The sequence below is a fragment of the Paraburkholderia solitsugae genome, assembly GCF_013177695.1.
Lineage (GTDB): Bacteria > Pseudomonadota > Gammaproteobacteria > Burkholderiales > Burkholderiaceae > Paraburkholderia > Paraburkholderia solitsugae.
The window spans coordinates 1-23,116 of the sequence record NZ_WOEY01000130.1 but is presented as its reverse complement, the minus strand read 5'-3'; the positions used below and the strand labels follow the sequence as shown (position 1 = coordinate 23,116).

Annotated in this window: 21 protein-coding genes and 1 pseudogene; 13 read left to right on the top strand and 9 right to left on the bottom strand. The window is 62.8% G+C overall.

Features of this window, described 5'->3' with window-relative positions; translation table 11 throughout:
• The first annotated feature begins 144 nt into the window (after positions 1 to 144).
• Positions 145 to 2,187, top strand: coding sequence for a DNA mismatch repair endonuclease MutL (gene mutL / locus GNZ12_RS32905; protein WP_172316209.1), 2,043 nt, complete (start codon positions 145 to 147; stop codon positions 2,185 to 2,187).
• A 43-nt stretch (positions 2,188 to 2,230) separates the two neighbouring features.
• Positions 2,231 to 3,178: a tRNA (adenosine(37)-N6)-dimethylallyltransferase MiaA gene (gene miaA / locus GNZ12_RS32900; protein ID WP_172316208.1), complete on the top strand. Its 948-nt coding sequence runs from the start codon at positions 2,231 to 2,233 to the stop codon at positions 3,176 to 3,178.
• Positions 3,179 to 3,249: 71 nt separating this feature from the next.
• On the opposite strand, the gene purM is transcribed toward miaA, so the two are convergent.
• Entirely contained in the window at positions 3,250 to 4,305 is a 1,056-nt protein-coding gene (gene purM / locus GNZ12_RS32895) for a phosphoribosylformylglycinamidine cyclo-ligase (RefSeq protein ID WP_172316207.1), read from the bottom strand.
• 110 nt (positions 4,306 to 4,415) lie between these two features.
• Between purM and GNZ12_RS32890 the strand changes: the two genes are divergently transcribed.
• The 8 genes from GNZ12_RS32890 (at position 4,416) to GNZ12_RS45125 (ending at position 10,989) form a co-directional block, all read left to right on the top strand.
• A complete protein-coding gene (locus tag GNZ12_RS32890) occupies positions 4,416 to 5,492 on the top strand; it encodes an AI-2E family transporter (RefSeq protein WP_172316206.1) in 1,077 nt (358 codons plus the stop codon).
• Between the two features lie 82 nt (positions 5,493 to 5,574).
• Positions 5,575 to 6,336: a DnaA regulatory inactivator Hda gene (hda, locus tag GNZ12_RS32885; RefSeq protein WP_172316205.1), complete on the top strand. Its 762-nt coding sequence runs from the start codon at positions 5,575 to 5,577 to the stop codon at positions 6,334 to 6,336.
• Positions 6,329 to 7,015 (top strand): histidinol-phosphatase, encoded by a 687-nt coding sequence (locus GNZ12_RS32880; RefSeq protein WP_074285363.1) that lies wholly within the window; start codon positions 6,329 to 6,331, stop codon positions 7,013 to 7,015. Before hda ends, GNZ12_RS32880 begins: the two co-directional genes overlap by 8 nt.
• Positions 7,012 to 8,586 carry a polynucleotide adenylyltransferase PcnB gene (gene pcnB, locus GNZ12_RS32875; RefSeq protein WP_172316204.1) on the top strand — a complete coding sequence of 525 codons (1,575 nt, stop codon included), beginning with the start codon at positions 7,012 to 7,014 and terminating at the stop codon, positions 8,584 to 8,586. Before GNZ12_RS32880 ends, pcnB begins: the two co-directional genes overlap by 4 nt.
• A 48-nt stretch (positions 8,587 to 8,634) precedes the next feature.
• Positions 8,635 to 9,183 carry a 2-amino-4-hydroxy-6-hydroxymethyldihydropteridine diphosphokinase gene (folK, locus tag GNZ12_RS32870; protein ID WP_172316203.1) on the top strand — a complete coding sequence of 183 codons (549 nt, stop codon included), beginning with the start codon at positions 8,635 to 8,637 and terminating at the stop codon, positions 9,181 to 9,183.
• Positions 9,180 to 9,860: a deoxynucleoside kinase gene (locus GNZ12_RS32865; RefSeq protein WP_172316202.1), complete on the top strand. Its 681-nt coding sequence runs from the start codon at positions 9,180 to 9,182 to the stop codon at positions 9,858 to 9,860. The genes folK and GNZ12_RS32865 overlap by 4 nt, the downstream gene beginning before the upstream one ends.
• A 36-nt stretch (positions 9,861 to 9,896) precedes the next feature.
• Positions 9,897 to 10,712: a 3-methyl-2-oxobutanoate hydroxymethyltransferase gene (panB, locus tag GNZ12_RS32860; RefSeq protein ID WP_172316201.1), complete on the top strand. Its 816-nt coding sequence runs from the start codon at positions 9,897 to 9,899 to the stop codon at positions 10,710 to 10,712.
• 142 nt (positions 10,713 to 10,854) lie between these two features.
• Complete coding sequence (locus tag GNZ12_RS45125) at positions 10,855 to 10,989, top strand: hypothetical protein (RefSeq protein WP_268959072.1); 135 nt, start codon at positions 10,855 to 10,857, stop codon at positions 10,987 to 10,989.
• A 66-nt stretch (positions 10,990 to 11,055) separates the two neighbouring features.
• On the opposite strand, the gene GNZ12_RS32855 is transcribed toward GNZ12_RS45125, so the two are convergent.
• From GNZ12_RS32855 to grpE, 5 genes and pseudogenes are all read right to left on the bottom strand, one after another.
• The gene (locus GNZ12_RS32855) at positions 11,056 to 13,044 is read right to left on the bottom strand and encodes a chorismate-binding protein (RefSeq protein WP_172316200.1); all 1,989 of its coding nucleotides are present in this window, start codon (positions 13,042 to 13,044) and stop codon (positions 11,056 to 11,058) included.
• 24 nt (positions 13,045 to 13,068) lie between these two features.
• Positions 13,069 to 14,211, bottom strand: coding sequence for a molecular chaperone DnaJ (gene dnaJ / locus GNZ12_RS32850; RefSeq protein WP_172316199.1), 1,143 nt, complete (start codon positions 14,209 to 14,211; stop codon positions 13,069 to 13,071).
• Between the two features lie 267 nt (positions 14,212 to 14,478).
• Positions 14,479 to 16,431, bottom strand: a complete 1,953-nt coding sequence (gene dnaK / locus GNZ12_RS32845; RefSeq protein WP_172316198.1) for a molecular chaperone DnaK — start codon at positions 16,429 to 16,431, stop codon at positions 14,479 to 14,481.
• Positions 16,432 to 16,584: 153 nt separating this feature from the next.
• A pseudogene (locus tag GNZ12_RS32840) lies at positions 16,585 to 16,833 on the bottom strand (thioredoxin family protein); the annotation flags it as partial.
• An 87-nt stretch (positions 16,834 to 16,920) separates the two neighbouring features.
• A complete protein-coding gene (gene grpE, locus GNZ12_RS32835) occupies positions 16,921 to 17,505 on the bottom strand; it encodes a nucleotide exchange factor GrpE (protein WP_172316197.1) in 585 nt (194 codons plus the stop codon).
• Between the two features lie 389 nt (positions 17,506 to 17,894).
• On the opposite strand from grpE, the gene GNZ12_RS32830 reads away from it, so the two are divergent.
• Positions 17,895 to 18,056, top strand: a complete 162-nt coding sequence (locus tag GNZ12_RS32830; RefSeq protein ID WP_172316196.1) for a hypothetical protein — start codon at positions 17,895 to 17,897, stop codon at positions 18,054 to 18,056.
• On the opposite strand, the gene GNZ12_RS32825 is transcribed toward GNZ12_RS32830, so the two are convergent.
• The 3 genes from GNZ12_RS32825 to hrcA all read right to left on the bottom strand — a co-directional run bounded on the left by GNZ12_RS32825 (position 18,028) and on the right by hrcA (position 20,708).
• Positions 18,028 to 18,435 carry an RNA-binding S4 domain-containing protein gene (locus tag GNZ12_RS32825; RefSeq protein ID WP_172316195.1) on the bottom strand — a complete coding sequence of 136 codons (408 nt, stop codon included), beginning with the start codon at positions 18,433 to 18,435 and terminating at the stop codon, positions 18,028 to 18,030. The two genes, GNZ12_RS32830 and GNZ12_RS32825, sit on opposite strands and share 29 nt — an antisense overlap.
• Before the next feature lie 8 nt (positions 18,436 to 18,443).
• Entirely contained in the window at positions 18,444 to 19,514 is a 1,071-nt protein-coding gene (hemH, locus tag GNZ12_RS32820; RefSeq protein WP_172316194.1) for a ferrochelatase, read from the bottom strand.
• A 174-nt stretch (positions 19,515 to 19,688) separates the two neighbouring features.
• Positions 19,689 to 20,708, bottom strand: coding sequence for a heat-inducible transcriptional repressor HrcA (gene hrcA / locus GNZ12_RS32815; RefSeq protein WP_172316193.1), 1,020 nt, complete (start codon positions 20,706 to 20,708; stop codon positions 19,689 to 19,691).
• 216 nt (positions 20,709 to 20,924) lie between these two features.
• Between hrcA and GNZ12_RS32810 the strand changes: the two genes are divergently transcribed.
• Both GNZ12_RS32810 and GNZ12_RS32805 read left to right on the top strand, forming a co-directional pair.
• Complete coding sequence (locus tag GNZ12_RS32810) at positions 20,925 to 21,827, top strand: NAD kinase (RefSeq protein ID WP_172316192.1); 903 nt, start codon at positions 20,925 to 20,927, stop codon at positions 21,825 to 21,827.
• Between the two features lie 114 nt (positions 21,828 to 21,941).
• Positions 21,942 to 23,116: AAA family ATPase (locus GNZ12_RS32805; RefSeq protein WP_172316191.1), on the top strand; the 1,175-nt coding region annotated here is incomplete at its 3' end.

The following is a 23,116-nucleotide window of genomic DNA, read 5'->3' as shown; positions in this document are numbered from 1 at the left end:
CGTGGCGGGAACGGCGGCGTCAGCAGCCTTGCCGGTGATGCGCAGCGAGCGCGTGCTCGCCGCCGGAAATTGACCGCGTCATGATACCGAAAGTGCCCCGTTGCGATAAAAAAACTGCTCGCGCCGAATCGCTATAATTTCGCCATGTCAGAATTCTCCGAAACGCCTGCCGGCACCGCCGACGCGGCCGCAGTTTCCGCCGCCGCGCCCGTCTCACGCCCGTTGCGGGCGATCCAGCCCCTTCCCGATCAGTTGATCAGCCAGATTGCCGCCGGTGAAGTGGTCGAGCGGCCGGCCTCGGTGGTCAAGGAATTGCTGGAAAATGCGCTCGACGCCGGCGCGCAGACGCTGCGCATCCTGCTCGACGAAGGTGGTGTCAAACGTATCTCGATCACCGACGACGGCTGCGGCATCCCCGAAAACGAACTCGCGCTCGCACTGATGCGTCACGCGACCAGCAAGATCCGCTCGCTCGCCGAACTGGAAGCGGTCGCCACGCTGGGGTTTCGCGGTGAAGCGCTGGCGTCGATTGCGTCGGTCGCGCAGATGGCCATCACGAGCCGCACCGCCGAGGCGCCGCACGCCGTTCGCGTCGACGCGCAAACCGGTGTACTGAGCCCCGCTGCCGGTACCCGGGGCACCACGATCGAGGTCCGCGAGCTGTACTTCAACACGCCCGCGCGCCGCAAATTCCTGAAAAGCGAGCAGACCGAACTCGGCCATTGCCTCGAACAGATTCGCCGCGCTGCGTTGGCGCGGCCGGATGTGGCGATTTCGGTCTTGCATAACGGTAAGGCGGTCGAACACTGGAATGCCAGCGAGCCGCCTGCGCGGGTCGCGAAGATTCTGGGCGAGACGTTTGCGACGGCTCATCTGCCGCTCGACGAATCCGCCGGACCGCTCGCCGTCTATGGCTGCGCCGGGCTGCCGACCGCGAGCCGCGGGCGTGCCGATCAGCAGTATTTCTTCGTCAATGGCCGGTTCGTGCGCGACAAGCTGCTCACGCACGCCGTGCGCGCCGCCTACGAAGACGTGCTGCACGGCGACCGCTATCCGTCCTACGTGCTGTTTCTCGATCTGCCGCCAGAAGCGGTCGATGTGAACGTGCACCCGTCGAAAATCGAAGTGCGGTTTCGCGATTCACGTTCGATCCACCAGTTCGTGTTCCACGCGGTGCAGCGCGCGTTGGCGCGGCACGCGGGCGCGTCGCCGGAAACGACCGCCGGCGGGCATGCGGCGCATCTGGAAGCGTCGCCGGGTGGGCCGGCTTCGTTCGGCGCTACGCCGCTGGGCGGTGCGGGCCCAGGCGCAGCCGGCGGTGGCTTCGGCACCGGCGCGGGCGGCCTCGGCGGTGGGATGGGTAGCGGATTCGGATCCTCGCAGCCAGGCAATACCTGGATGCGCCAGGCGCGCATGACACAAGGCACGCTGCCGGTTGCCCAACCGCTGGCGTTCTACGACGCGCTTTTCGGCCGTAGAGACACGAACACCGGCACGGCGGAAGGCGCGACCTTGTTCGAAGCGCGCGACTCGGCTGCGGAAGGGCCGTCCCCGTACAACACCTCAGGGCCATACGCATCGCCTGCGTTCAATGCCTCAGACGAGCAACCGCTTGGCTTCGCCCTCGGCCAGATTCACGGCATCTATGTGCTCGCGCAGAATACGCACGGGCTGGTGATTGTCGATATGCACGCCGCGCACGAGCGCATCCTGTACGAGCAGTTCAAGAATGCGCTGGCCGATCGCACGATCGCCGTGCAGCCGCTGCTGATCCCGCAGACGATGCAGGCCGATCCGATCGAAATCGGCACGGTCGAAGAAGAGCGCGACACACTGGACGCACTAGGTTTCGACCTCGCCGTGCTGTCGCCGACCACGCTTGCGATCCGCGCCGTGCCCGCCTTGCTGAAAGATGCCGATTTGCAGGTACTGGCTCGCGCAGTTCTCTCCGACCTGCATGCCTTCGGCGGTTCACGCGTGTTGACCGAGCGTCAGCACGAACTGCTCGGCACACTTGCCTGCCATCACGCGGTGCGCGCGAACCGGCGCCTGACGCTCGATGAAATGAACGCGCTGCTGCGCCAGATGGAGGCGACCGAGCGCGCCGACCAATGCAACCACGGGCGTCCGACGTGGTATCAGTTGACGCTGTCCGATCTCGATCGGCTGTTCATGCGCGGGCAATAACGGTGCACCTGATTACGCTTATCCGGCGCGCGCCGTCCTGCCGATGACTTCTCGCGCCCCCACGACAGTCCCTTGCCTGCTCGGCCCCACCGCATCCGGCAAAACCGCCGCCGCGCTGGCGCTGGCCGTACGGCGGCCGGTGGAAATCATCAGTGTCGATTCGGCGCTGGTGTATCGCGAGATGGATATCGGCACCGCCAAGCCGACGCCGGAAGAACGCGCGGTGGCACCGCATCATCTGATCGATATCGTCGATCCGGCCAACGCGTATTCGGCGGCGGAATTTCGCAGCGATGCGTTGCGCCTGATCGGCGAGATCAGTGCGCGCGGGCGGCTGCCGTTATTGGTCGGCGGGACCATGCTGTACTACAAGGCGCTCACTCAGGGACTCAACGACCTGCCCACCGCCGATGCCGACGTGCGTGCGACGCTCGATGCCGACGCCGCACGTGACGGCTGGCCGGCGATGCATGCGCGGCTTGCCACTGTCGATCCCGTTACGGCTGCGCGACTCGCGCCGAACGATTCGCAGCGAATTCAGCGGGCGCTCGAAGTTTTCATGCTGACCGGGCAAGCGATGTCCGCGTTGCTGGCGGCACCCGCTCGCACGGATGACGCCGCTTTGGTGTGGCGTTTCGTGCCGATTGCGCTTGAGCCTTCCGACCGGAGCGTGCTGCATGCGCGCATCGAAAAGCGCTTCGATGCCATGCTGGCCGACGGCTTTATCGACGAGGTGGTGAAATTGCGCGCGCGCGGGGACTTGTCACCGGAGATGCCGTCCATGCGCTGCGTGGGGTATCGGCAGGTCTGGGAATATCTCGACGGGGCGGTCGATTATTCGACCATGCGGGATAAAGGGGTCTTTGCTACCCGGCAATTGTGCAAGCGGCAACTCACGTGGCTGCGCAGCATGACAGAGCGGGTTGTGGTTGATTGCTGCGATCCTGGCGCGACTGCGCAGGTCGTCAGCTTGATTGAAGAACTGATTTGAGGTTTTTGCCCGCGCGGCGCTTTCTTTCCGTGCGCCGCGCAGGCAAACCAGCCTTGGGTGAAGCTGGCTGGTTAGATAACTACCGTTTGAGCTTCACCAGCCGCGCTCTCGCGAATCACGCCGATCTTCCAGACCTGCTCGCCAGCAGCCGACAAAGACGCGATCGCAGCGTCGGCATCAGCGGCGGAAACCACCACCGCCATCCCGATCCCGCAGTTGAACACGCGGTGCATTTCCGCATCCGCCACGCCGCCGTGCTTCTGCAGCCACGAGAACAGCGGCGGCATCGGCCAGCTAGTGTGATCCAGCTCAGCCGTCAGGCCTTCACGCAGAACGCGCGGAATATTCTCGACCAGCCCGCCGCCCGTGATGTGCGCCATACCCTTCACAGCGATCTGCTGCATCAAGGCCAGCAAAGGCTTCACATAAATATGCGTCGGCGCCATCAGCGCGTCGGCGAGCGTTCGGCCATCAAAATCCGCGTTCAAATCCGGCTGCGCGCGCTCGATGATCTTGCGCACCAGCGAAAAGCCGTTCGAATGGATGCCGCTGGAAGCCAACCCCAGCACCACATCGCCCGGGGCGATCGTGCTGCCGTCGATAATCTTGCTCTTTTCTACCGCGCCGACTGCAAATCCGGCCAGATCGTATTCACCGTCCGGGTACATGCCCGGCATTTCAGCCGTCTCGCCGCCGATCAGCGCGCAGCCGGACAGTTCGCAGCCATGCGCGATACCCTTCACGACCGTTGCCGCCGTAGCGACGTCCAGCTTGCCGCAAGCGAAATAGTCGAGGAAGAACAGCGGCTCGGCGCCCTGCACCAGAATGTCGTTGACGCTCATCGCCACCAGATCCTGGCCGACGGTGTCGTGTTTGTTCAGTTGAAACGCGAGGCGCAGCTTGGTGCCGACACCGTCCGTGCCCGACACGAGCACCGGTTCTTTGTACTTCTTCGGCACTTCAAACAGCGCGCCAAACCCGCCGATGCCGCCCAGCACGCCGTCGCGCATCGTCTTTTTGGCAAAGGGCTTGATCGCGTCAACAAGGGCGTCGCCCGCGTCGATGTCCACGCCGGCGTCGCGATACGACAACCCTTGGGCGTCAGGGGCGGATTTCGGTTGATTCATGGGGAAGGGCAAGAAGGTCGGTAAAATGCGATTTTACCCGATGCCGGCCGTCTGGCTGGAATTTGAATCATCCTGAATCTTCCGGTCGGGACGACACCTGGGAAACAACTTTGCAACAGAACTCCTCGATCCTGACGCCTGTGCAGCGCCGCGCCTTCATCTGGCTGGCGATCGCGCTGGTTGTCGGCATTCTGCTCTGGCTACTGAGTCCGGTCCTCACGCCGTTCCTGCTCGGCGCCATTCTCGCGTACATTCTGCAACCGGGTGTCGCGTGGATGGTGCGCCGCCGTGTGCCGCGCGGACTCGCCGCCTTGCTGATGATGCTGCTGTTCTCGTTGCTGATGACGCTGCTCGTGCTGCTGGTGCTGGCCGTCATCCAGAAAGAAGGCCCGCAGCTGAAGCAACAAGTGCCCGTGCTTTTTGCACACGTGAGCGCCTGGCTGCAGCCCAAGCTTGCCATGCTGGGCCTTGCCGACTCGCTCGATTTCGCCAGTATCCGCGATCTGGTGATGGGGCAGCTCGAAGGCAGCGCGCAACAAGTCGCGCTGTATGTGTGGACGTCCGTTCGCACCAGCGGCAACGTGATGATGACGGTGGTCGGCAACCTCGTGATGGTGCCGCTCGTGCTGTTTTATCTGCTGTACGACTGGAACCGCATGCTCGCGCGCATGCAGATCGTGGTGCCGCGCCGCTGGCTCGACAAGACGCTGCAACTCGCGCGCGACATGGACCAGATGCTGTCGCAATACCTGCGCGGCCAGTTGCTCGTGATGGCAGTGCTCGCGGTCTATTATGCGATTGCGCTGACCGTCGCCGGCTTCGAGATCGCGCTGCCGGTGGGTATTTTCACGGGCCTTGCCGTGTTCATCCCGTACATCGGTTTCGCAACCGGGCTCGCGCTGGCGCTGCTCGCGGCACTGCTACAGTTCGGCGACTGGTACGGCTTCGGCGCCGTCGCATTGATTTACGGCGTCGGTCAGATCGTGGAGAGCTTTTATCTCACGCCGCGCCTCGTCGGCGAACGGATCGGCCTGCACCCGCTCGCGGTTATCTTCGCGTTGCTCGCGTTCGGCCAGCTGTTCGGCTTTTTCGGCGTGTTGCTGGCGTTACCGGTCAGCGCCATTCTGTCGGTAGCGATGCGCGAGTTGCGTCAAAGCTATCTGGCGAGCACGCTTTACAACAACTGAGTCATTGACTCTTTATTGACGTTTCAGGGCCCGAAGTCCGGGCCATTTGCGGCCTAAGCCTCATTTTCGGCATTAACCTACTGTGCTTCGTCAACTGACGCTCGATCTCGGCACCCCGCCGCCATCGACATTCGACAATTTCTTCGCCGGCGCCAACGCCGAGCTGGTCACACGGCTGCGCGAGCTCGACAACGCGCTCGCGGCCGGTCCAGTGGCCGATCGCACCTTCTACATCTGGGGCGAAGCCGGCAGTGGCCGCACGCATCTGCTGCAGGCGCTGGTCCACGAAGCGCCGCCGGGCCATGCGCGCTTTGCCGGTCCGCAGAGCAGCCTTGCCGCCTTCACGTTCGACCCGCGCGTCGCGCTGTATGCGATCGACGATTGCGACGGCCTGTCCGCGGCGCAGCAGATTGCCGTGTTCAACCTGTTCAACGAAGTGCGCGCGCATCCGACCAGCGCGCTCGTCGCGGCGGGCAATGCGCCGCCGATCGGCATGACGGTGCGCGAAGATTTGCGCACGCGCCTCGGCTGGGGCCTCGTGTTTCACCTCGCGCCACTGCCGGACGAAGGCAAAGCCGCCGTGCTGAAGCACGCGGCCCGCGAGCGCGGCCTCATGCTTGCCGACGACGTCCCCGCCTACCTGCTCACGCATTTTCGCCGCGACATGCCGAGCCTGATGGCGTTGCTCGACGCACTCGATCGCTTCTCGCTCGAACAGAAACGCGCGGTCACGCTGCCGCTTCTACGCACCATGCTGGCCTCGCCCGACGCCGATGATCGGCGCACGGCACCCCCTTCATCTGCGTCACCCGCCGCTTCAAGTAAAATAGGCCCCCATGGCTAACCTCGCACTCTTCGACCTCGACCACACGCTCATTCCCACCGACAGCGACCACGAATGGGGCCGCTTCATGGTGAAACAAGGCATGGTCGACGCCGAAAATTTCGCTCGTGAAAACGACCGTTTTTTCGCCGACTACAAAGCCGGCAAGCTGGACATTCACGCTTATCTGATCGCCATGCTCACGCCGCTCGCGAAATACACGCGCGCCCAGCTTGCCGACCTTCACGCGCAATACATGCATGAAGTGATCAAGCCGGCGATCTTTCCGGTCGCGCTGGAGCTGGTCAGGGAGCACCGTGAAGCCGGCGACCTCTGCTGCGTGGTCACCGCGACCAACGAATTCATCACCCGCCCGATCGCCCAGGCGTTCGGCGTCGATGCGCTGATCGCCTGCGAGGCGGAAACCGTCGACGGCCAGCCGCATTCGCCGTACACCGGCCGCCCCACCGGCACGCCGAGCTACAAAGAAGGCAAGATCGTCCGTACCGAGGCGTGGCTGGCATCGCTTGGCAAGACCTGGAGCGACTTCGAGCACAGCTATTTCTATAGCGACTCGCACAACGACATCCCGCTGCTCGACAAGGTCACCGATCCGATCGCGACCAATCCCGACGACACATTGCGCGCCCATGCGCAGGCCAAAGGCTGGCGCATCCTCGAACTCTTCCAACCCTCGTGATCAAAAAACTTATCCGCAAGCTATTCGGCCAGGACTCGGCGCCCGCTGACGACACCCCGCCCGCCGAAGCAGACGAAACCGGCGAGGCACCGGCACGCAACGCGTCCAGCGCCAGCAAAGCGCGCCGTAAGCCGGCGCGCCCCGCCGCCCAAGCCGTGCGGGACCCCGACGTGCCGGTCATCATTCCGCACGACGTGCATGGCATCGATCAGTCGCTGATCTCGAGAAACGCGATTCGCGTCACCGAGGGTCTGCAGGAAGCCGGGCATCGCGCGTTTATCGTCGGCGGTGCGGTGCGTGATCTGCTGCTCGGCATCAAGCCGAAAGACTTCGACGTCGCAACCGACGCAACGCCCGAACAGGTCCAGAAGCTGTTCCGCCGCGCGCGCATTATCGGCCGCCGGTTCCAGATCGTGCACGTGCAGTTCGGCCAGGAAATCATCGAAACCTCGACGTTCCGCGCGCTGGTCGATCCGCCCGCGGCCGACGCAGCGCCGCCGCGCCGCCTCAAGCGCGACGAGCTCGACCGCCGCACGCATGCGGTGGACGCGAGCGGCCGCGTGCTGCGCGACAACGTCTGGGGCGAGCAGCATGAAGACGCCACGCGCCGCGACTTCACGATCAACGCGATGTATTACGATCCGGCCACGCAAACCGTGCTGGACTATCACAACGGCATGGCCGACATGCGCGCACGTCTGTTGCGCATGATCGGCGACCCGGCGACCCGTTATCGCGAGGATCCGGTGCGCATGCTGCGCGTGGTGCGTTTTGCCGCCAAACTCGAGTTCGAGATCGAAGACACGACCCGCGCGCCGATCGCCAACATGGCCGATCTGATCAACAACGTGCCGGCCGCGCGTCTGTTCGACGAAATGCTCAAGCTGATGCTGTCGGGCCACGCGCTCGCCTGTCTGAAGCGTCTGCGCCAGGAAGGCCTGCATCACGGCCTTCTGCCGCTGCTCGACGTGGTGCTGGAACAGCCGATCGGCGAGAAATTCATCACGCTCGCGCTGACCAATACGGACGCCCGCGTGCGGGCCGGCAAGCCGGTTTCGCCGGGCTTCCTGTTCGCCACGCTGCTGTGGCACGACGTCCAGACGCGCTGGCAACAATTTGAAGCGAACGGTGAATATCCGGTGCCGGCCCTGCATCGCGCGATGGACGAAGTCCTCGACATGCAAACCGAGAAACTCGCGATCCACAAGCGCTTTTCATCGGATATGCGCGAGATCTGGGGCCTGCAGTTGCGCCTCGAGAAACGCTCGGGAAGAAGCGCCCTGAAGCTGCTGGAACACCAAAGATTTAGAGCGGGGTATGATTTCCTCCTGTTGCGCTGCGAATCGGGCGAACTCGAAGAGTCGGTCGGTGCGTGGTGGACGGAGTTCATCGAAGGAGACGTCGCTGCGCGTGAGACCTTGCTCACGCAAGGCGGGAAGGACCGAAGCCCCAGAAAACGACGGCGGCGCAGCAGTGGCGCCAGAACCCGCAAACCGGGCGACGGAATGGAGGGCGGTTCGCCAGAACGCACAGTCAACGACGCGGGCCATGACGGCCCGCACGAAGACTGACACAGCGTTGGCTGTAGCCGTCGAACGATAGTTGCAGGAAGTTATGCCATGACGGTTGCCTATCTCGGCCTCGGCGCGAATCTCGGGGACGCGCGCCAGACCCTGAAAGACGCGGTGGTGTGCCTGGCACAACAGCACACCATCTCCGTGCTCGCCAAGTCGAGCCTGTATCGCACTGCCCCCATCGACGCGGGCGGTGACGACTATTTCAACTGCGTCGTGAAGGTCGAAACGACGCTCCCCGTGCGGCATCTGCTTGCGCTGTGCCACAAGATCGAGCATCAGTTCGGCCGCGAGCGGCCGTTTCGCAATGCACCGCGCACGCTCGATCTGGACATTCTGCTCTACGGCGATCAATCGATCGACGAAGCCGATCTGATCGTGCCGCATCCGCGTTTGATCGAACGCGCCTTTGCTCTCGTGCCGCTCGTCGAAATCGACGCAGCGCTGATCATCCCGCAACACGGCCGTGCCGAGGCGTTGCTTGACCGCGTGAGCGATCAACGCATCGAAAAGGTGAAGGGGCCTTGCCAGTGTCCAATGCTCAATGCATTGAATGCCGGCGCCCCTGCTGCGGACAAGGGCCGTTGCGAATGAGTTCGCCACCGCTCACGGTCACCGCACCGCAACTGCGGCCGCCCTTCGGCTATCTCGCGATCGAAGGGCCGATCGGCGTCGGCAAGACGTCACTCGCACGGCGGCTCGCACAGCGCTGGTCGATGCAGGAACTGTTCGAGCGGCCGCAGGACAATCCCTTTCTCGAACGCTTTTATCGCGACACGACGCGCTATGCGCTGCCGACGCAATTGCACTTCGCTTTGCAGCGCGCGCAGCAGGTCCAGGAAGTGGTGGCCGCGAATGTGGCGGGCAAACTGCTGATCACCGATTTCATGACGCAGAAGAACGACATCTTCGCGCGTCTGACGCTGCAGGAAGACGAGTGGCAGCTTTATCGCGCGCTCGCCGCACGACTCGACGTGAGCGGGCCTGCGCCGGATTTCGTGGTCTATCTGCAAGCCAGTCCTGAAGTACTGTTTGCGCGGATCCAGAAGCGCGCCGTGCCCATGGAACTGCAGATTTCCGATGCCTATCTGCACGCACTCTGCGACGCCTACAACGAGTTTTTCTATCACTACGACCGCGCACCTGTGCTGACGGTCAACGCTGAACATCTGAATCCGCTCGACTCGGACGCGGACCTTGCACTACTCGCCGAACGCATCGAAACCATGCGCGGCCGCAAGGAATTCTTTGTCAAAGGCACGTCGCTTTAAGCGGCGCGCCCTCTCTTTTTTCTACGGATCTTCCCCATGACCTATTTGCAGGAAGCGAGCCGGAACGCCATCACCGTGCCGAAACTGCAGGCGATGCGCGACGCCGGCGAAAAGATCGCCATGCTGACCTGTTACGACGCGAGCTTCGCCGCACTGCTGGATCGCGCGGGCGTCGACGTGCTGTTGATCGGCGATTCGCTCGGCAACGTGCTGCAAGGCCAGACGACTACGCTGCCGGTGACGCTGACCGAGATCGCCTATCACACGGCGAGCGTGGCGCGGGCGCGGCCCTCGGCGCTGGTGGTGGCCGACTTGCCGTTCGGCACGTACGGCACGCCGGAGGACGCCTTCAGGAGCTCGGTGGAACTCATGCGTGCCGGCGCGCAGATGGTGAAGCTCGAGGGGGGTGAGTGGCTCGCGGACACGGTGCGCTTTCTGGTCGAACGGTCGGTTCCGGTGTGCGCGCACGTCGGTCTGACGCCGCAATCGGTGCATGCGTTTGGCGGCTTCAAGGTGCAGGGCAAGACCGAAGCGGGCGCGAGCCAGTTGTTGCGCGACTCGCTCGCCGTGCAGAATGCGGGTGCTCAACTGATCGTCATGGAAGCGATCCCAACGCTGCTCGCGAGTGAAGCCACGAAGCAATTGCGGATTCCGACGATCGGCATCGGTGCAGGCGTGGAGTGCTCGGGTCAGGTGCTGGTGCTGCACGACATGCTGGGCATTTTCCCTGGCAAGCGGCCGCGCTTCGTGAAAGATTTCATGCAGGGGCAGCCGAACATCCAGGCCGCCGTGGAAGCGTATGTACGTGCGGTGAAGGACGGCTCGTTTCCGGGACCGGAGCACACGTTCTAAGCAGCCGGCCTGCTAGCGAATCATATTAATCAGGCGCATTCGCGCCTGTTTTGGGACCCGTCTGATATCGCCTAGGAACCTGGTCGTCTATCTTCGTCTACCTTGTTAACGCGGCTTTGCCGCTCGCCGAAGAGAGATGACCATGAGCCCCTTTTGCCTGATCGACGTAGCGGAAATCCGCAACCACGCCACCGCACCGCATGACGTGCGGGAATCCACATGGCTCGCACGCCTGTCCGGATGGATGATCCGCTTCGTGCCGGCTCGCCACAGTTGAGACAATGCAGCGGCACGCGACGCTCAAAACCTGCAGCGCGTAGCATCACAAAGCCTTAGCCCGACCTTAGCCCAGCACGTGCGCCTGTACCGCGCCTCGCAGTGCGTTGCACACCAGAAGCGCTTCGGCATTCTGCACATCGACCCGCGTCAGCACACGCTCAGCCGCTTGAAGGCTCGTATCCTCTAGCAGCACACCCCGCATGATCCCGGGCAGCACGCCCGACTTTAATGGCGGCGTCCACCACCGTCCGGCCAGCTTCACAAACACGTTCGACCGGCCCCCTTCGGTCAACTCGCCGCGCTCGTTAAAAAACAGCGTGTCGAAAGCACCCTTCGCTTCCGCTTCGCGCCAGCCGCGATCGTATTCGGCGCGCCGCGTGGTTTTGTGGTGCAGCAGCGGATCATTGGCGTTCGTCGCGGAAAACGCGTGGTCCGGCCCGAGCAGCACGCCGACCTTCGAGTCGGCCAGCGGCGTCAGCACTGCCGCAGTGATGTGTACGGTGCCATTTTTGCTCAGCGCGAGGCGCATACGGTGTGGGGTTTGCGCTGGCAACGCCGCACATTTCCCTGCGATTTGCGCGCGAATTTCAATTTCGCCGTCGAGTTTGAAACCCAACGTCGCGGCACTCGCCGAGAGTCGCGCGAGATGGCGCGACAGGTGCCGCACGCCCTCTTCCCGCGTCGCATACATCGTTTCGAAGAGCTCGAAACCCGGTTCGGCGCCGGTCAGAAAGCGGGCCTTCAATTGGCACTCCGCATATTCATCGGCGGCGACGCTGTCGAGCACGATACCCGCGCCCACGCCCATCTTGCCTTGTAGCTCACCCTGCTGCGCGGTCGGGCTTAAGGTCAAAGTGCGGATCGCGACGGACAGGCAGAAGTCGCCGCAGGCGGTGTTGCTTGCAGTGACTGAGGGCGTGGCGCCTAAAGATGCTACTGCGACAGTGGTGACGCCAGCGGCGTCAACAGCAGTGTTGGCACTGGAAGTGGCGGCGACTTCGGCAGCAACCGCAGGCGCATCGAGCCAACCGATCGCGCCAGTGTAGAGTCCACGCGGCGTGCTTTCGAGCTCGTCGATCAATTGCATCGTGCGATGCTTCGGCGCACCGGTGATCGAGCCGCATGGAAACAGTGCGCGCATGATCTCGGCGAAAGACGTACCGGCGCGCAATGTCGAATGGACCGTCGACGTCATCTGCCAGACCGATGCATACGGCTCGACCGAAAACAGCGCGGGCACATTTACCGAACCCGTCTGCGCCACGCGCGACAGATCGTTGCGCAACAGGTCGACGATCATCACGTTCTCGGCGCGATTTTTCGGGTCGTTTGCGAGGAACTCGGCGGCATGGCGATCGGCCACGGGATCGGCTGATCGTGGCGCCGTGCCTTTCATCGGCCGGGCGCGCAACATGGCGCCTTCCTTTTCGATAAACAATTCCGGCGAGCACGACAGCACCCACGCGTCGCCCGGCAACGCGATCAGCGCACCGTACGGCACCGGCTGACGGGCCCGCAGGCGCCGATAAAGCGCGGTCGGAGAGCCGAATACATCGAAACCAAGCCGATACGTGTAGTTGACCTGATAAGAATCGCCCGCGCGCAGGGCGGCATGGATCGCGTCGATCGCTTCATTGAATTGCTTGGGATCGACGCTCGCGCGCACATTCGCCGTGCCCGCTACCGACGCCTCGGCCGCGCCGCCATCGCGTTCCACGAGCCATGTATCGACATCGTCGCGCGACAGTTTCTCGCAACGTCCAAACAATAAAAAACGCAGCGTGGCATCGCCACGCTGCGTTTCGTTCAATACCCGGTGAGTTTGGCCACCGTCGAGAAGACAGCGGCCAAACTCGTAGTCGGCGAGCACGACCGCATGCAAACCACGCCGCGTATCCGCGGCCACGGTCTCGCACACGGTTTCAAGTTGCGCGGCGTCCGCGCAAACCCGTTCATGCACAAAACCCGTGTACAGACGACTCGAACGGCGCGCCGCCGTCGCGTCGCAATCGTCGAGCAACGCGAACACTGCGTCGCGCTCATCTGCCGTCATGCTTGCCGCCAAATCAAACTGCCATTAATCGAAGAAGCTCTTCACCCGATCGAACCAGCTCTTGCTCTGCGGGCTATGCCGCGCACCGCCTTCCACGAGTGCCTTCTCGAATTGCTGAAGCAACTCGCGCTGCGGCTCGGTGAGCTTGACCGGCGTTTCGACTTGCACATGCACGTACAGATCGCCGGCAATGCTCGAACGCAGCCCCTTGATACCCTTGCCACGCAGACGGAACGTCTTGCCCGACTGCGTGCCTTCCGGCACCGTGAAGCTCGCGCGGCCCGCGAGAGTCGGCACTTCGATTTCGCCACCGAGCGCCGCCGTGGTGAACGGAATCGGCATCTGGCAATGCAGGTCGTCGCCGTCGCGCTCGAACACCGAGTGTTGCTTGATGTGAATCTCGACGTACAGATCGCCCGACGGACCGCCGTTGATACCCGGCTCACCGTTGCCGGCCGAGCGGATGCGCATGCCGTCGTCGATACCAGCCGGGATCTTCACTTCCAGCGTCTTGGTTTCCTTCACCTTGCCCGCGCCGTGGCAATGGCCGCACGGTTCAGGGATATAGGTGCCGGTGCCGTGGCACTTCGGGCAGGTCTGCTGGATGCTGAAGAAGCCCTGCGACATCCGCACCGAACCCGAACCGCTACAGGTCGGGCAGGTTTCCGGCTTGGTGCCGGGCTTCGCGCCCGAACCGTGACAGATTTCGCACGACACCCAGCTCGGCACGCGAATTTGCGTGTCGTAGCCGTGTGCGGCCTGTTCCAGCGTGATTTCCATGCTGTAGCGCAGATCGGCGCCGCGATACACCTGCGGGCCGGCACGGCCTGCGCCGCCGCGTGCGGCACCGCCGGCCGCCTGGCCGAAAATGTCGCCAAAAATATCGCCGAACGCATCGGCAAAACCGCCGAAGCCTTGCGCGCCGGCTCCACCCATGTTCGGATCGACGCCCGCGTGGCCGTACTGATCGTACGCAGCACGCTTTTGCGAGTCCGACAGCATTTCATAGGCTTCCTTCACCTCTTTGAAATGCCCTTCCGCATCCTTGTTGCCCGGATTGCGGTCAGGGTGGTGCTTCATCGCAAGCTTGCGATAAGCCTTCTTGATTTCGTCGTCGCTCGCGTTCTTTGCGACGCCCAGAACCTCGTAGTAATCCCGTTTCGCCATATCGGTTCAACGCCACTCGCGCAATGGGGCGCGGTGGCTCCTCTTGAATGCTGGAGTCTTGCGACTCGTCCGGCCGCTGTTCAAACCGTTTTCTACGCGGCTCAGACAACGCCCTCCATAAAACAAATGTGCCCGGAGAGCCCAAAAAGGCTCACCAGGCGCGATAACCGCTTTGCAGGTTCATGCACCCGGACGGGAGCAAACCGTTTTGCAGCCGGGCCGCACACAGTGTTGTGTGCGGCTTTACGGTCCAATTGCGACCCGGCTTTAGTCTTTCTTCACTTCCTTGAACTCGGCGTCGACCACGTCGTCCTGCTGCTGGCTCGCGCCACCCGCCGATGCGCCCGCACCTGCCGCGCCCGCTGCCGCAGCTTCGGCACCTTGCGCAGCCTGCATGTCGGCGTACATCTTCTCGCCCATCTTCTGCGAGGCGGTCGCCACCACTTCGATCTTGGCTTCGATCGCGGCCTTGTCGCTCGAATTGCTCTTCAGCGTCTCTTCGAGGTCCTTCAGCGCGGTTTCGATCGCTTCCTTCTCGCCGGCGTCCAGCTTGTCGCCGTATTCGGTGAGCGCCTTCTTCGTGCTGTGGACCAGCGCGTCACCCTGGTTGCGGGCATCGGCCAGCTCACGCAGCTTGTGATCTTCTTCCGCGTTCGCTTCGGCGTCCTTCACCATCTTCTCGATTTCGGCTTCGGACAGACCCGAGTTCGCCTTGATCGTGATGCGGTTTTCCTTGCCGGTCGCCTTGTCTTTCGCGCCGACGTGCAGAATGCCGTTCGCGTCGATGTCGAAGCTCACTTCGATCTGCGGCGTGCCGCGCGGTGCCGGCGGAATGCCTTCGAGGTTGAACTCGCCCAGCAGCTTGTTGCCTGCTGCCATTTCGCGTTCGCCCTGGAACACCTTGATCGTCACGGCGCCCTGATTGTCGTCAGCCGTCGAGTAGACCTGTGCGTGCTTGGTCGGGATCGTGGTGTTCTTGTTGATCATCTTCGTCATCACGCCGCCAAGCGTTTCGATGCCGAGCGACAGCGGAGTCACGTCGAGCAGCAGAACGTCCGTGCGGTCGCCCGACAGCACCTGGCCTTGGATCGCGGCGCCAACAGCCACGGCTTCGTCCGGGTTCACGTCACGGCGCGGATCCTTGCCGAAGAATTCCTTAACCTTGTCCTGCACCTTCGGCATGCGGGTCATACCGCCGACCAGAATCACGTCGTCGATTTCGCCGACCTTCACGCCTGCGTCCTTGATCGCCGTGCGGCACGGTTCGATGGTGCGCTCAATCAGCTCTTCAACCAGCGCTTCCAGCTTGGCACGCGTAATTTTCAGGTTCAAGTGCTTCGGACCCGACGCGTCGGCCGTGATGTACGGCAGGTTGATTTCGGTTTGCTGGCTCGACGACAGTTCGATCTTCGCCTTTTCAGCCGATTCCTTCAGGCGTTGCAGCGCGAGCACGTCTTTCGACAGGTCGACGCCCTGTTCCTTCTTGAACTCGCCGATGATGTAATCGATGATGCGCTGGTCGAAGTCTTCACCGCCAAGGAACGTGTCGCCGTTCGTGGACAGCACTTCGAACTGCATTTCACCGTCCACATCCGCGATTTCGATGATCGAGACGTCGAACGTGCCGCCGCCCAGGTCATACACCGCAATCTTGCGGTCGCCCTTTTCGGCCTTGTCCAGACCGAATGCCAGAGCGGCTGCGGTCGGCTCATTGATGATCCGCTTCACTTCCAGACCGGCGATGCGGCCTGCGTCTTTGGTTGCCTGACGCTGGCTGTCGTTGAAGTACGCGGGAACCGTGATCACTGCTTCCGTGACCGGCTCGCCGAGGTAGTCTTCAGCGGTCTTCTTCATCTTGCGCAGCGTTTCCGCCGAGATTTGCGGCGGTGCCAGCTTCTGGTCACGCACTTCGATCCATGCGTCGCCGTTGTCGGCTTTCATGATCTTGTACGGCATCAGACCGATGTCTTTCTGCACTTCCTTTTCTTCGAAACGGCGGCCGATCAGGCGCTTGACGGCGTACAGCGTGTTCTTCGGGTTCGTGACCGACTGACGCTTAGCCGGCGCGCCGACGAGAATTTCGCCGTCTTCCATGTAAGCGATGATCGACGGCGTGGTGCGCGCACCTTCCGAGTTCTCGATCACTTTGACCGAATTGCCTTCCATGATCGCCACGCACGAGTTGGTCGTGCCGAGGTCGATGCCGATGATTTTGCCCATTTTTACTAATCTCCTGACTTTGATCGCTGCGGGAATCGCCTTTTTTGCCCAGTTGGCGGTAAAGCGATCCGCTCTCAATTCCTACCTGCACTGAACATAAGTGCGTCCGCATCGTTTTCAAGACCTCTTTTGCGATGCGGTCTTTAATTTTTTTCAATCGGCCGAACTTTTGCCGCTTTTTTCACCATGGGTCGCGCTACCGGCCGCATTGGCCACCCGGATCTTTTCCCGCGCGGCCGCGACCGTCGTCTCGAGCTGCCCGAGGCCGTGCCAGCCGGTTGCCCGGCCGAGCCGCTTGCCGCGGTAAAAGAAGAACCCGGTGGGCACGCCGTGAAGCATGAAACGCCGGCCTGGTTCGCGATGCTCGTAGACGTTGCCGCGAAACCACCTAACGGCGAACGCGGTGGCATCAACGGGCACGTTGCCATGACGGTACCTGTCAGGCGGAACAGACGGCTGATAAACGGCTTGCGATGCGGCCTGTGATGCTTACTTCGGCGCCGCGACGGTCACGAGGGCCGGACGCAGCACGCGGTCGGCGATCACGAAACCTTTTTGCAGCACAGCAACAACGGTGTTCGGCTCCTGTTCGGCCGGCACCATCGAAATAGCCTGGTGACGGTGCGGGTCGAACTTCTCGCCAACCGGGTTCAGGGCGACGACGCGGCCCTTCTCCAACGCGCCGGAGAGCTGGCGCAGCGTGAGTTCGACACCTTCACGGACCTTTTGCAGGTCGTCGGACGAGTGGGCAACGGCTGCTTCGAGGCTGTCGACCACCGGCAGCAAATGCTCAGCAAAGCTTTCGATCGCGAACTTGTGGGCCTTGGCGACATCTTCCTGGGCGCGGCGGCGCACATTCTCAGTCTCAGCCTTCGCCCGCAGGAAGCTCTCCTGCAGCTCGACAATTTTCGCCTCGGCTTCGGCCAATGCGGCTTCCGCACCGGCTGCCGGCGCTTCAGGCGCCGCGTTTGCAGCCACGTCCTGCTGGGATGCTGCGGCCTCCGCGGCCTGGCGCGCGGTTTCGTCGGCGGGCGTGGGATTCTGGCTCGTCGGGTTTTCTTGCGTGTTTTCCATGTCGCTGAAAGTCGATAAAAAGTTAAAGCTAACGGTGGCGGCAACGCGTCAAAGCTAGCTCAATTTGTGCGTTGCAAAATTGCCACAGACAACTTGGTGCACAGCTTGATGCGTAAACGCGTATCGAAACGGCAGATGGGGCCGGAAAGGCCCATTTCAAGCGCCTCTCCCGGAACTTTTCGCACCACGGACGGGCGGCGGAAATGCCCGGTTACAACCATTATTGCGTCGCAATCAGATCGAGATTGAGTGCGCTAACCAAGTGGCCTATGCTCCAATAAAGCGTCGGAAAAGACACGTTAACCCTAATCTAACGCGAACCTTACCGATTTCTTGCAATTCCACCTTATTTGCCCGTTTCCGTTCTGAATCTTCCCAAGGGGAGTACCGTGAAACTGACCTTTGCAATATCGGTGGTCGCATTGGTACTGATCGCGGGCACCACGACCATCTGCATGTCCGGGGCCGTCAACGATCACACCACCGAGTACGGCGGTGTGCACGCGGCGATGGAACAATTGTTCAATCCCCACCTGAAAGTTTGTCGATAGTGCGCCGGTCGCGCTTGGTCGGCCTGCCGTGTAAAGCGGCGGCCGGTTCGCGGTACGTCTTGCGCCGCTCCTGCTCGACCTGGCGCTTCGCCTTGCTCTCTTCGGTTTCCGCATAAAGCGTCTGCGCGACGCTGGCTGGGCCACGCACGTCGCACACGCCCAGCACTTCCACCTGCCATACAATCCGTTCGATCTCGATCTCGACCAGGTCGCCGACCCGCACATCTTTGGCCGGCTTGATGCTGGCGCCGCCGATGCGCACATGCCCTTTGTCGACGGCGTCCGCCGCCAGCGAGCGGGTCTTGAAGAAGCGCGCCGCCCAAAGCCATTTGTCGATGCGCAGCTTCGCGCCCGGTTCGGTTGAAATCCTGTAATTCATGAGCCTGCTTAAGCTCCGGTCGTGTGCGGCACCGGCGCCGCTTGCACGGGCCAGCCCTGCAGATTCTGCGCGACGATTTCGCCTAGCGCGGCGATCCACGGCTGCGAGGCGTTCACGCAGGGAATCCGATGGAACTCCTTGCCGCCCGCCTGCAGGAACTCGTCGCGTACTTCCATGCCAATTTCTTCAATCGTTTCAAGGCAATCGGCGGTAAAGCCCGGACAGAACACGTCGGCACGCCGCACACCCGCCGAGCCCAATTCCTTCAGCGTGGGTGCGGTGTACGGCTGCAGCCATTCGGCCTTGCCGAACCGCGACTGAAATGTGATGCGGCATTCCACTTGCGTCAATCCCAGCGCCTGCGTCAACAGCGCGCCGGTCTGCTGGCATTGCTCATGGTACGGATCGCCGAGATCCATCGTGCGCCTGGGCACGCCGTGAAAGCTCAGCACCAGCTTGTCGCCCGCCGTGAAGTCCGGCCGGCCGTGCTGATGCCAGTAATGATGCACCTGAGCAGCGAGCGCGGCGATATACGCCGGATGATCGGCGTATTGGCGCACCGTGCGGACTTCCGGCTGATTGCGCATGCGCTTGAGGGCTGAAAAGGCGTCGTCGAAAGCCGTGGCCGTGGTCGACGAAGAGTATTGCGGATACATGGGCATCAGCAGCACGCGCTCGGCGCCCGCCAGCTTGAGCTGGTTCAACATGGCCGGAATGCCCGGCGTGCCGTAGCGCATGGCGTAGTCGACCAGCACCGTGTAGTCGTTCAGTTGCAACAGATGGCGCAACCCTTCTACCTGCTTCTCCGTGAAGACACGCAGCGGCGAGCCTTCCGGCATCCACACGGCCGCGTACTTCTTTGCTGACGCACGGCTGCGGGAAGGCAAAATCAACACCCGCAGGATCACCTGCCAGAGCAGCGCCGGAATTTCGACCACGCGAGGATCGGACAGGAACTGCGCAAGATAGCGACGGACCGCACGCGGCGTCGGCGCGTCGGGCGTGCCGAGATTGATCAGCAACACGGCGACACGGTGTGACGTGGCGTTCTGTGATGGCCGCTCGAGGTCGAAGCGCATAGGCAGCAGAGGTAACCGCTTTAGGCGGGGAGTCGGTTCAGGTGGGATTCATTATAGCGGCGCGGTCCGTGGCAAGGTCCGCCAGGGCCCCCTGGCCATTCGGCCAATTGGCAAGCCGCGCGCCGTCCCGCATCATTTGCAGCATGCGGTGCCGCAGCCTGCAGGTGCCAGGAATTACTGCTGGCTGAGCGTGATGGAAAGCAGCCGCGCGGTGATATCGACAATCGGAATCACGCGGTTGTAGGCCATACGGGTCGGCCCGATCACGCCGAGCGTGCCGACGATCTTGCCATTCACCTCATAGGGCGCGGTCACCACGCTCATTTCCTCGATCGGCACGAGATTCGACTCGCCGCCGATGAAAATCTGCACGCCCGCGGCGTGACTCGACACGTCGAGCAACTGAAGGAGACTGGTCTTTTGGTCGAACACATCGAACAGCTTGCGCAAGCGCGCCATGTCCGACGACAGGTCGGCGACTTCGAGCAGGTTGCGCTCGCCGGAAATCAATACGTGTTCGCCGGTGTCGGTTTCATCCGTGCTGGCCGTGACCGCAGCGTGCATCAGCGTGGTCATGTCGCCGCGCAGCTCGTCGATTTCTTCGCGCAGGCGGCGGCGCACGTCGTCGAACGAGAGGCCCGCGAAGTGCGCGTTGATGTAATTGGAGGCTTCCACCAGTTGCGACGGCGAAAAGTCACGCTGGGTCGCCATGATGCGGTTCTGCACGTCGCCCTCGGGCGTCACGATGATCAGCAGGATGCGCTTGTCCGACAGGCGCATGAACTCGATCTGCTTGAACACGTGGCTGCGCCGCGGCGTGAGCACCACGCCGGCGAACTGCGACAGATTGGACAGCACGCTGGCCGCCGCGGCGACGATTTTCTGCGGTTCGCCTGCCTGCAGCGTAGTCTTGACGGCGCGCATGACCGCTGCTTCGTCTGCCGCGGATTCCACCGTCAGCATGGTATCGACGAACAGCCGGTAGCCGCGCGGCGTCGGGATTCGACCCGCCGAAGTATGTGGACTGATCACGAGCCCCAGGTCCTCGAGATCGGACATCACGTTGCGGATCGTCGCCGGACTCAGTTCGAGGCCGGAATAGCGTGACAACGTGCGCGAGCCGACCGGCTGACCTTCGGCGATATAGCGCTCGATCAGCGTTTTGAGGAGGGTTTGTGCGCGAGGATCTAGCATGACGGAAAATTTTAGCTCAATGACGCGACTACAGCGAGCGCTAACGGCGCCAACCCCTGACTATCTCGCGCCGCCGGTCTACAACCGGCACGAGTGTCATCAAGGCTTCACCATTCTAACGATAATCGCCCCATGTGCTGGCAGCCTGCTTGCGCAGGCGCCCTACCGGGTCTGTCTGCGATTCTTTTCAGCCTCTACCTATGGTGTAATGCCGGCATGCAAGTGACCAGCCAGTTCAAGACCGTCGCGCTCGTCGGGCGCAACAATACGCCGGGCATCGGCGAGCCGCTGACCGAGCTCGCCTCGTGCATCGCCAGACGCGGCTTCGAGGTTGTGTTCGAAGCCGACACGGCTGCCGAAATCGGCGTCATCGACTATCCGGCGCTACGTCCCGCCGAGATCGGCGCGCGTGCCGACGTTGCCGTGGTGCTGGGCGGCGACGGCACAATGCTAGGCATTGGCCGCCAGCTTGCGCCCTACCGCACGCCGCTGATTGGCATCAACCACGGGCGGCTCGGCTTCATTACCGACATTCCGATCTCCGACATGCGCGAGATCGTGCCGCAAATGCTTGCTGGCAAATTCGAGCGGGAGGAACGCATGCTGCTCGAAGCCCGCATCATGCGCGGCGGCACCCCGATCTATCACGCGCTGGCCTTTAACGACGTGGTGGTCAACCGTAGCGGTTTCTCGGGGATGGCGGAACTGCATGTCTCGGTGGACGGGCGCTTCATGTACAACCAGCGCTCGGACGGCCTGATCGTCGCCACGCCCACGGGTTCGACCGCCTACGCGCTGTCCTCGCAGGGGCCGATCCTGCATCCGCAATTGCAAGGCATCGTGCTGGTGCCGATCGCGCCGCATGCGCTGTCGAACAGGCCCATCGTGCTGCCGGACGACTCCAAGGTGAGCATCCAGATCGTCTCGGGCCGCGAAGTGAACGTCAATTTCGACATGCAGTCGTTCACCTCGCTGGAATTGGGCGACACGATCGAAGTGCACCGCTCGCGTCATACGGTGCCGATGCTGCACCCGGTCGGCTACAGCCACTTCGCGACGCTGCGCAAGAAGCTGCATTGGAACGAATACCCGTCGCACGAAGAAGATACCAAGCCCTGAGCGGCCGGACCGCCGGGCCGGAACACCGGAACGCCGGCCCCCGGAAGGCCGGCCCCCGGAACGCGAACGCCGCCGCTGCCGAACCCTGACTATCAAGCTCATCAGACGACCTCCATGCTTCGCCACCTCTCGATACGCGACTTCGTCATCGTCGCCGCGCTCGATCTCGAATTCGACAGCGGCTTTACCGTTTTCTCAGGCGAAACAGGCGCCGGCAAGTCGATCCTGATCGACGCACTGGCCCTCGCGCTCGGCGCCCGCGCCGACGCGAACGTCGTGCGCACCGGCGAAAGCCGTGCCGACATCACCGCGGAGTTCGAGACTCATGCGCAAGTCGAGCAATGGCTCGACGACCAGGCGCTCGGCATGACAGCCGACGACGGCCATCACGGCAACACCGTCATGCTGCGTCGCGTGGTGGATGCGAACGGCCGCTCGCGGGCGTTCATCAACGGCACGGCGGCGACGCTCACGCAGTTGCGCGAAGTCGGCGAGATGCTGGTGGATATCCACGGACAGCATGCCCACCAGTTGCTGATGCGTCCGGACGCGCAACGCGAACTGTTCGACACCCATGCCGGCCTCACGGAAACCGCGGCAACCGTCTCCCGTGCATGGCGGTCGTGGCGCGAAAAGGTCCAGGCTGTCGAGCATGCGCAAACGCGCGACCGCGAACTGCAGTTGGAGCGCGAACGCCTCGCCTGGCAGCTCACGGAACTGGACAAACTTTCGCCGCAACCGGGCGAATGGGAAGAGGTCAACACGGAGCACCGGCGCCTGTCACATTCGGCCAATCTGATCGACGGCGTTCAAGGGGCACTCGGTGCGTTGTCCGAATCGGACGAGGCGATGATCACGCATCTCGCCTCGATCATATCGAAGGTGCGCGACCTCGCTGAGATCGACCCGGCACTGAACGACGTGCTGGCGGCACTGGAACCGGCCGAGATCCAGTTGCAGGAAGCGGCCTACTCGCTCAGCCACTACGCGCAGAAGCTCGAACTCGATCCCGACCGGCTCGCCCAGGTCGAAAAGCGTCTCGACGCGCTGCACTCGGCCGCGCGCAAATTCCGCCTGCAGCCGGAGACGCTGCCGGAAGAACACGAAGCGCGCCGCGCGCAACTTGCCGCGCTCGACGCCGCAGCCGATCTCGACAGTCTGCACGCAGCCGTTGCCCAAGCTAAAGAAGCCTTCCTCACCGAAGCGAAAAAACTGTCGAAGGCGCGCGCCAAGGCCGGCAAGGCTTTGGGCGCCGCAGTGACCACCGGCATGCAGGAACTGTCGATGAA

What these genes read in the sequence shown, in the direction of transcription:
- mutL (WP_172316209.1), top strand. Translation starts at nt 145, where the DNA reads ATGTCAGAATTCTCCGAAACGCCTGCCGGCACCGCCGACGCGGCCGCA.
- miaA (WP_172316208.1), top strand. Translation starts at nt 2,231, where the DNA reads ATGACTTCTCGCGCCCCCACGACAGTCCCTTGCCTGCTCGGCCCCACC.
- purM (WP_172316207.1), bottom strand. Translation starts at nt 4,305, where the DNA reads ATGAATCAACCGAAATCCGCCCCTGACGCCCAAGGGTTGTCGTATCGC.
- GNZ12_RS32880 (WP_074285363.1), top strand. Translation starts at nt 6,329, where the DNA reads ATGGCTAACCTCGCACTCTTCGACCTCGACCACACGCTCATTCCCACC.
- folK (WP_172316203.1), top strand. Translation starts at nt 8,635, where the DNA reads ATGACGGTTGCCTATCTCGGCCTCGGCGCGAATCTCGGGGACGCGCGC.
- GNZ12_RS32865 (WP_172316202.1), top strand. Translation starts at nt 9,180, where the DNA reads ATGAGTTCGCCACCGCTCACGGTCACCGCACCGCAACTGCGGCCGCCC.
- panB (WP_172316201.1), top strand. Translation starts at nt 9,897, where the DNA reads ATGACCTATTTGCAGGAAGCGAGCCGGAACGCCATCACCGTGCCGAAA.
- GNZ12_RS45125 (WP_268959072.1), top strand. Translation starts at nt 10,855, where the DNA reads ATGAGCCCCTTTTGCCTGATCGACGTAGCGGAAATCCGCAACCACGCC.
- GNZ12_RS32855 (WP_172316200.1), bottom strand. Translation starts at nt 13,044, where the DNA reads ATGACGGCAGATGAGCGCGACGCAGTGTTCGCGTTGCTCGACGATTGC.
- dnaJ (WP_172316199.1), bottom strand. Translation starts at nt 14,211, where the DNA reads ATGGCGAAACGGGATTACTACGAGGTTCTGGGCGTCGCAAAGAACGCG.
- dnaK (WP_172316198.1), bottom strand. Translation starts at nt 16,431, where the DNA reads ATGGGCAAAATCATCGGCATCGACCTCGGCACGACCAACTCGTGCGTG.
- grpE (WP_172316197.1), bottom strand. Translation starts at nt 17,505, where the DNA reads ATGGAAAACACGCAAGAAAACCCGACGAGCCAGAATCCCACGCCCGCC.
- GNZ12_RS32825 (WP_172316195.1), bottom strand. Translation starts at nt 18,435, where the DNA reads ATGAATTACAGGATTTCAACCGAACCGGGCGCGAAGCTGCGCATCGAC.
- hemH (WP_172316194.1), bottom strand. Translation starts at nt 19,514, where the DNA reads ATGCGCTTCGACCTCGAGCGGCCATCACAGAACGCCACGTCACACCGT.
- hrcA (WP_172316193.1), bottom strand. Translation starts at nt 20,708, where the DNA reads ATGCTAGATCCTCGCGCACAAACCCTCCTCAAAACGCTGATCGAGCGC.
- GNZ12_RS32810 (WP_172316192.1), top strand. Translation starts at nt 20,925, where the DNA reads ATGCAAGTGACCAGCCAGTTCAAGACCGTCGCGCTCGTCGGGCGCAAC.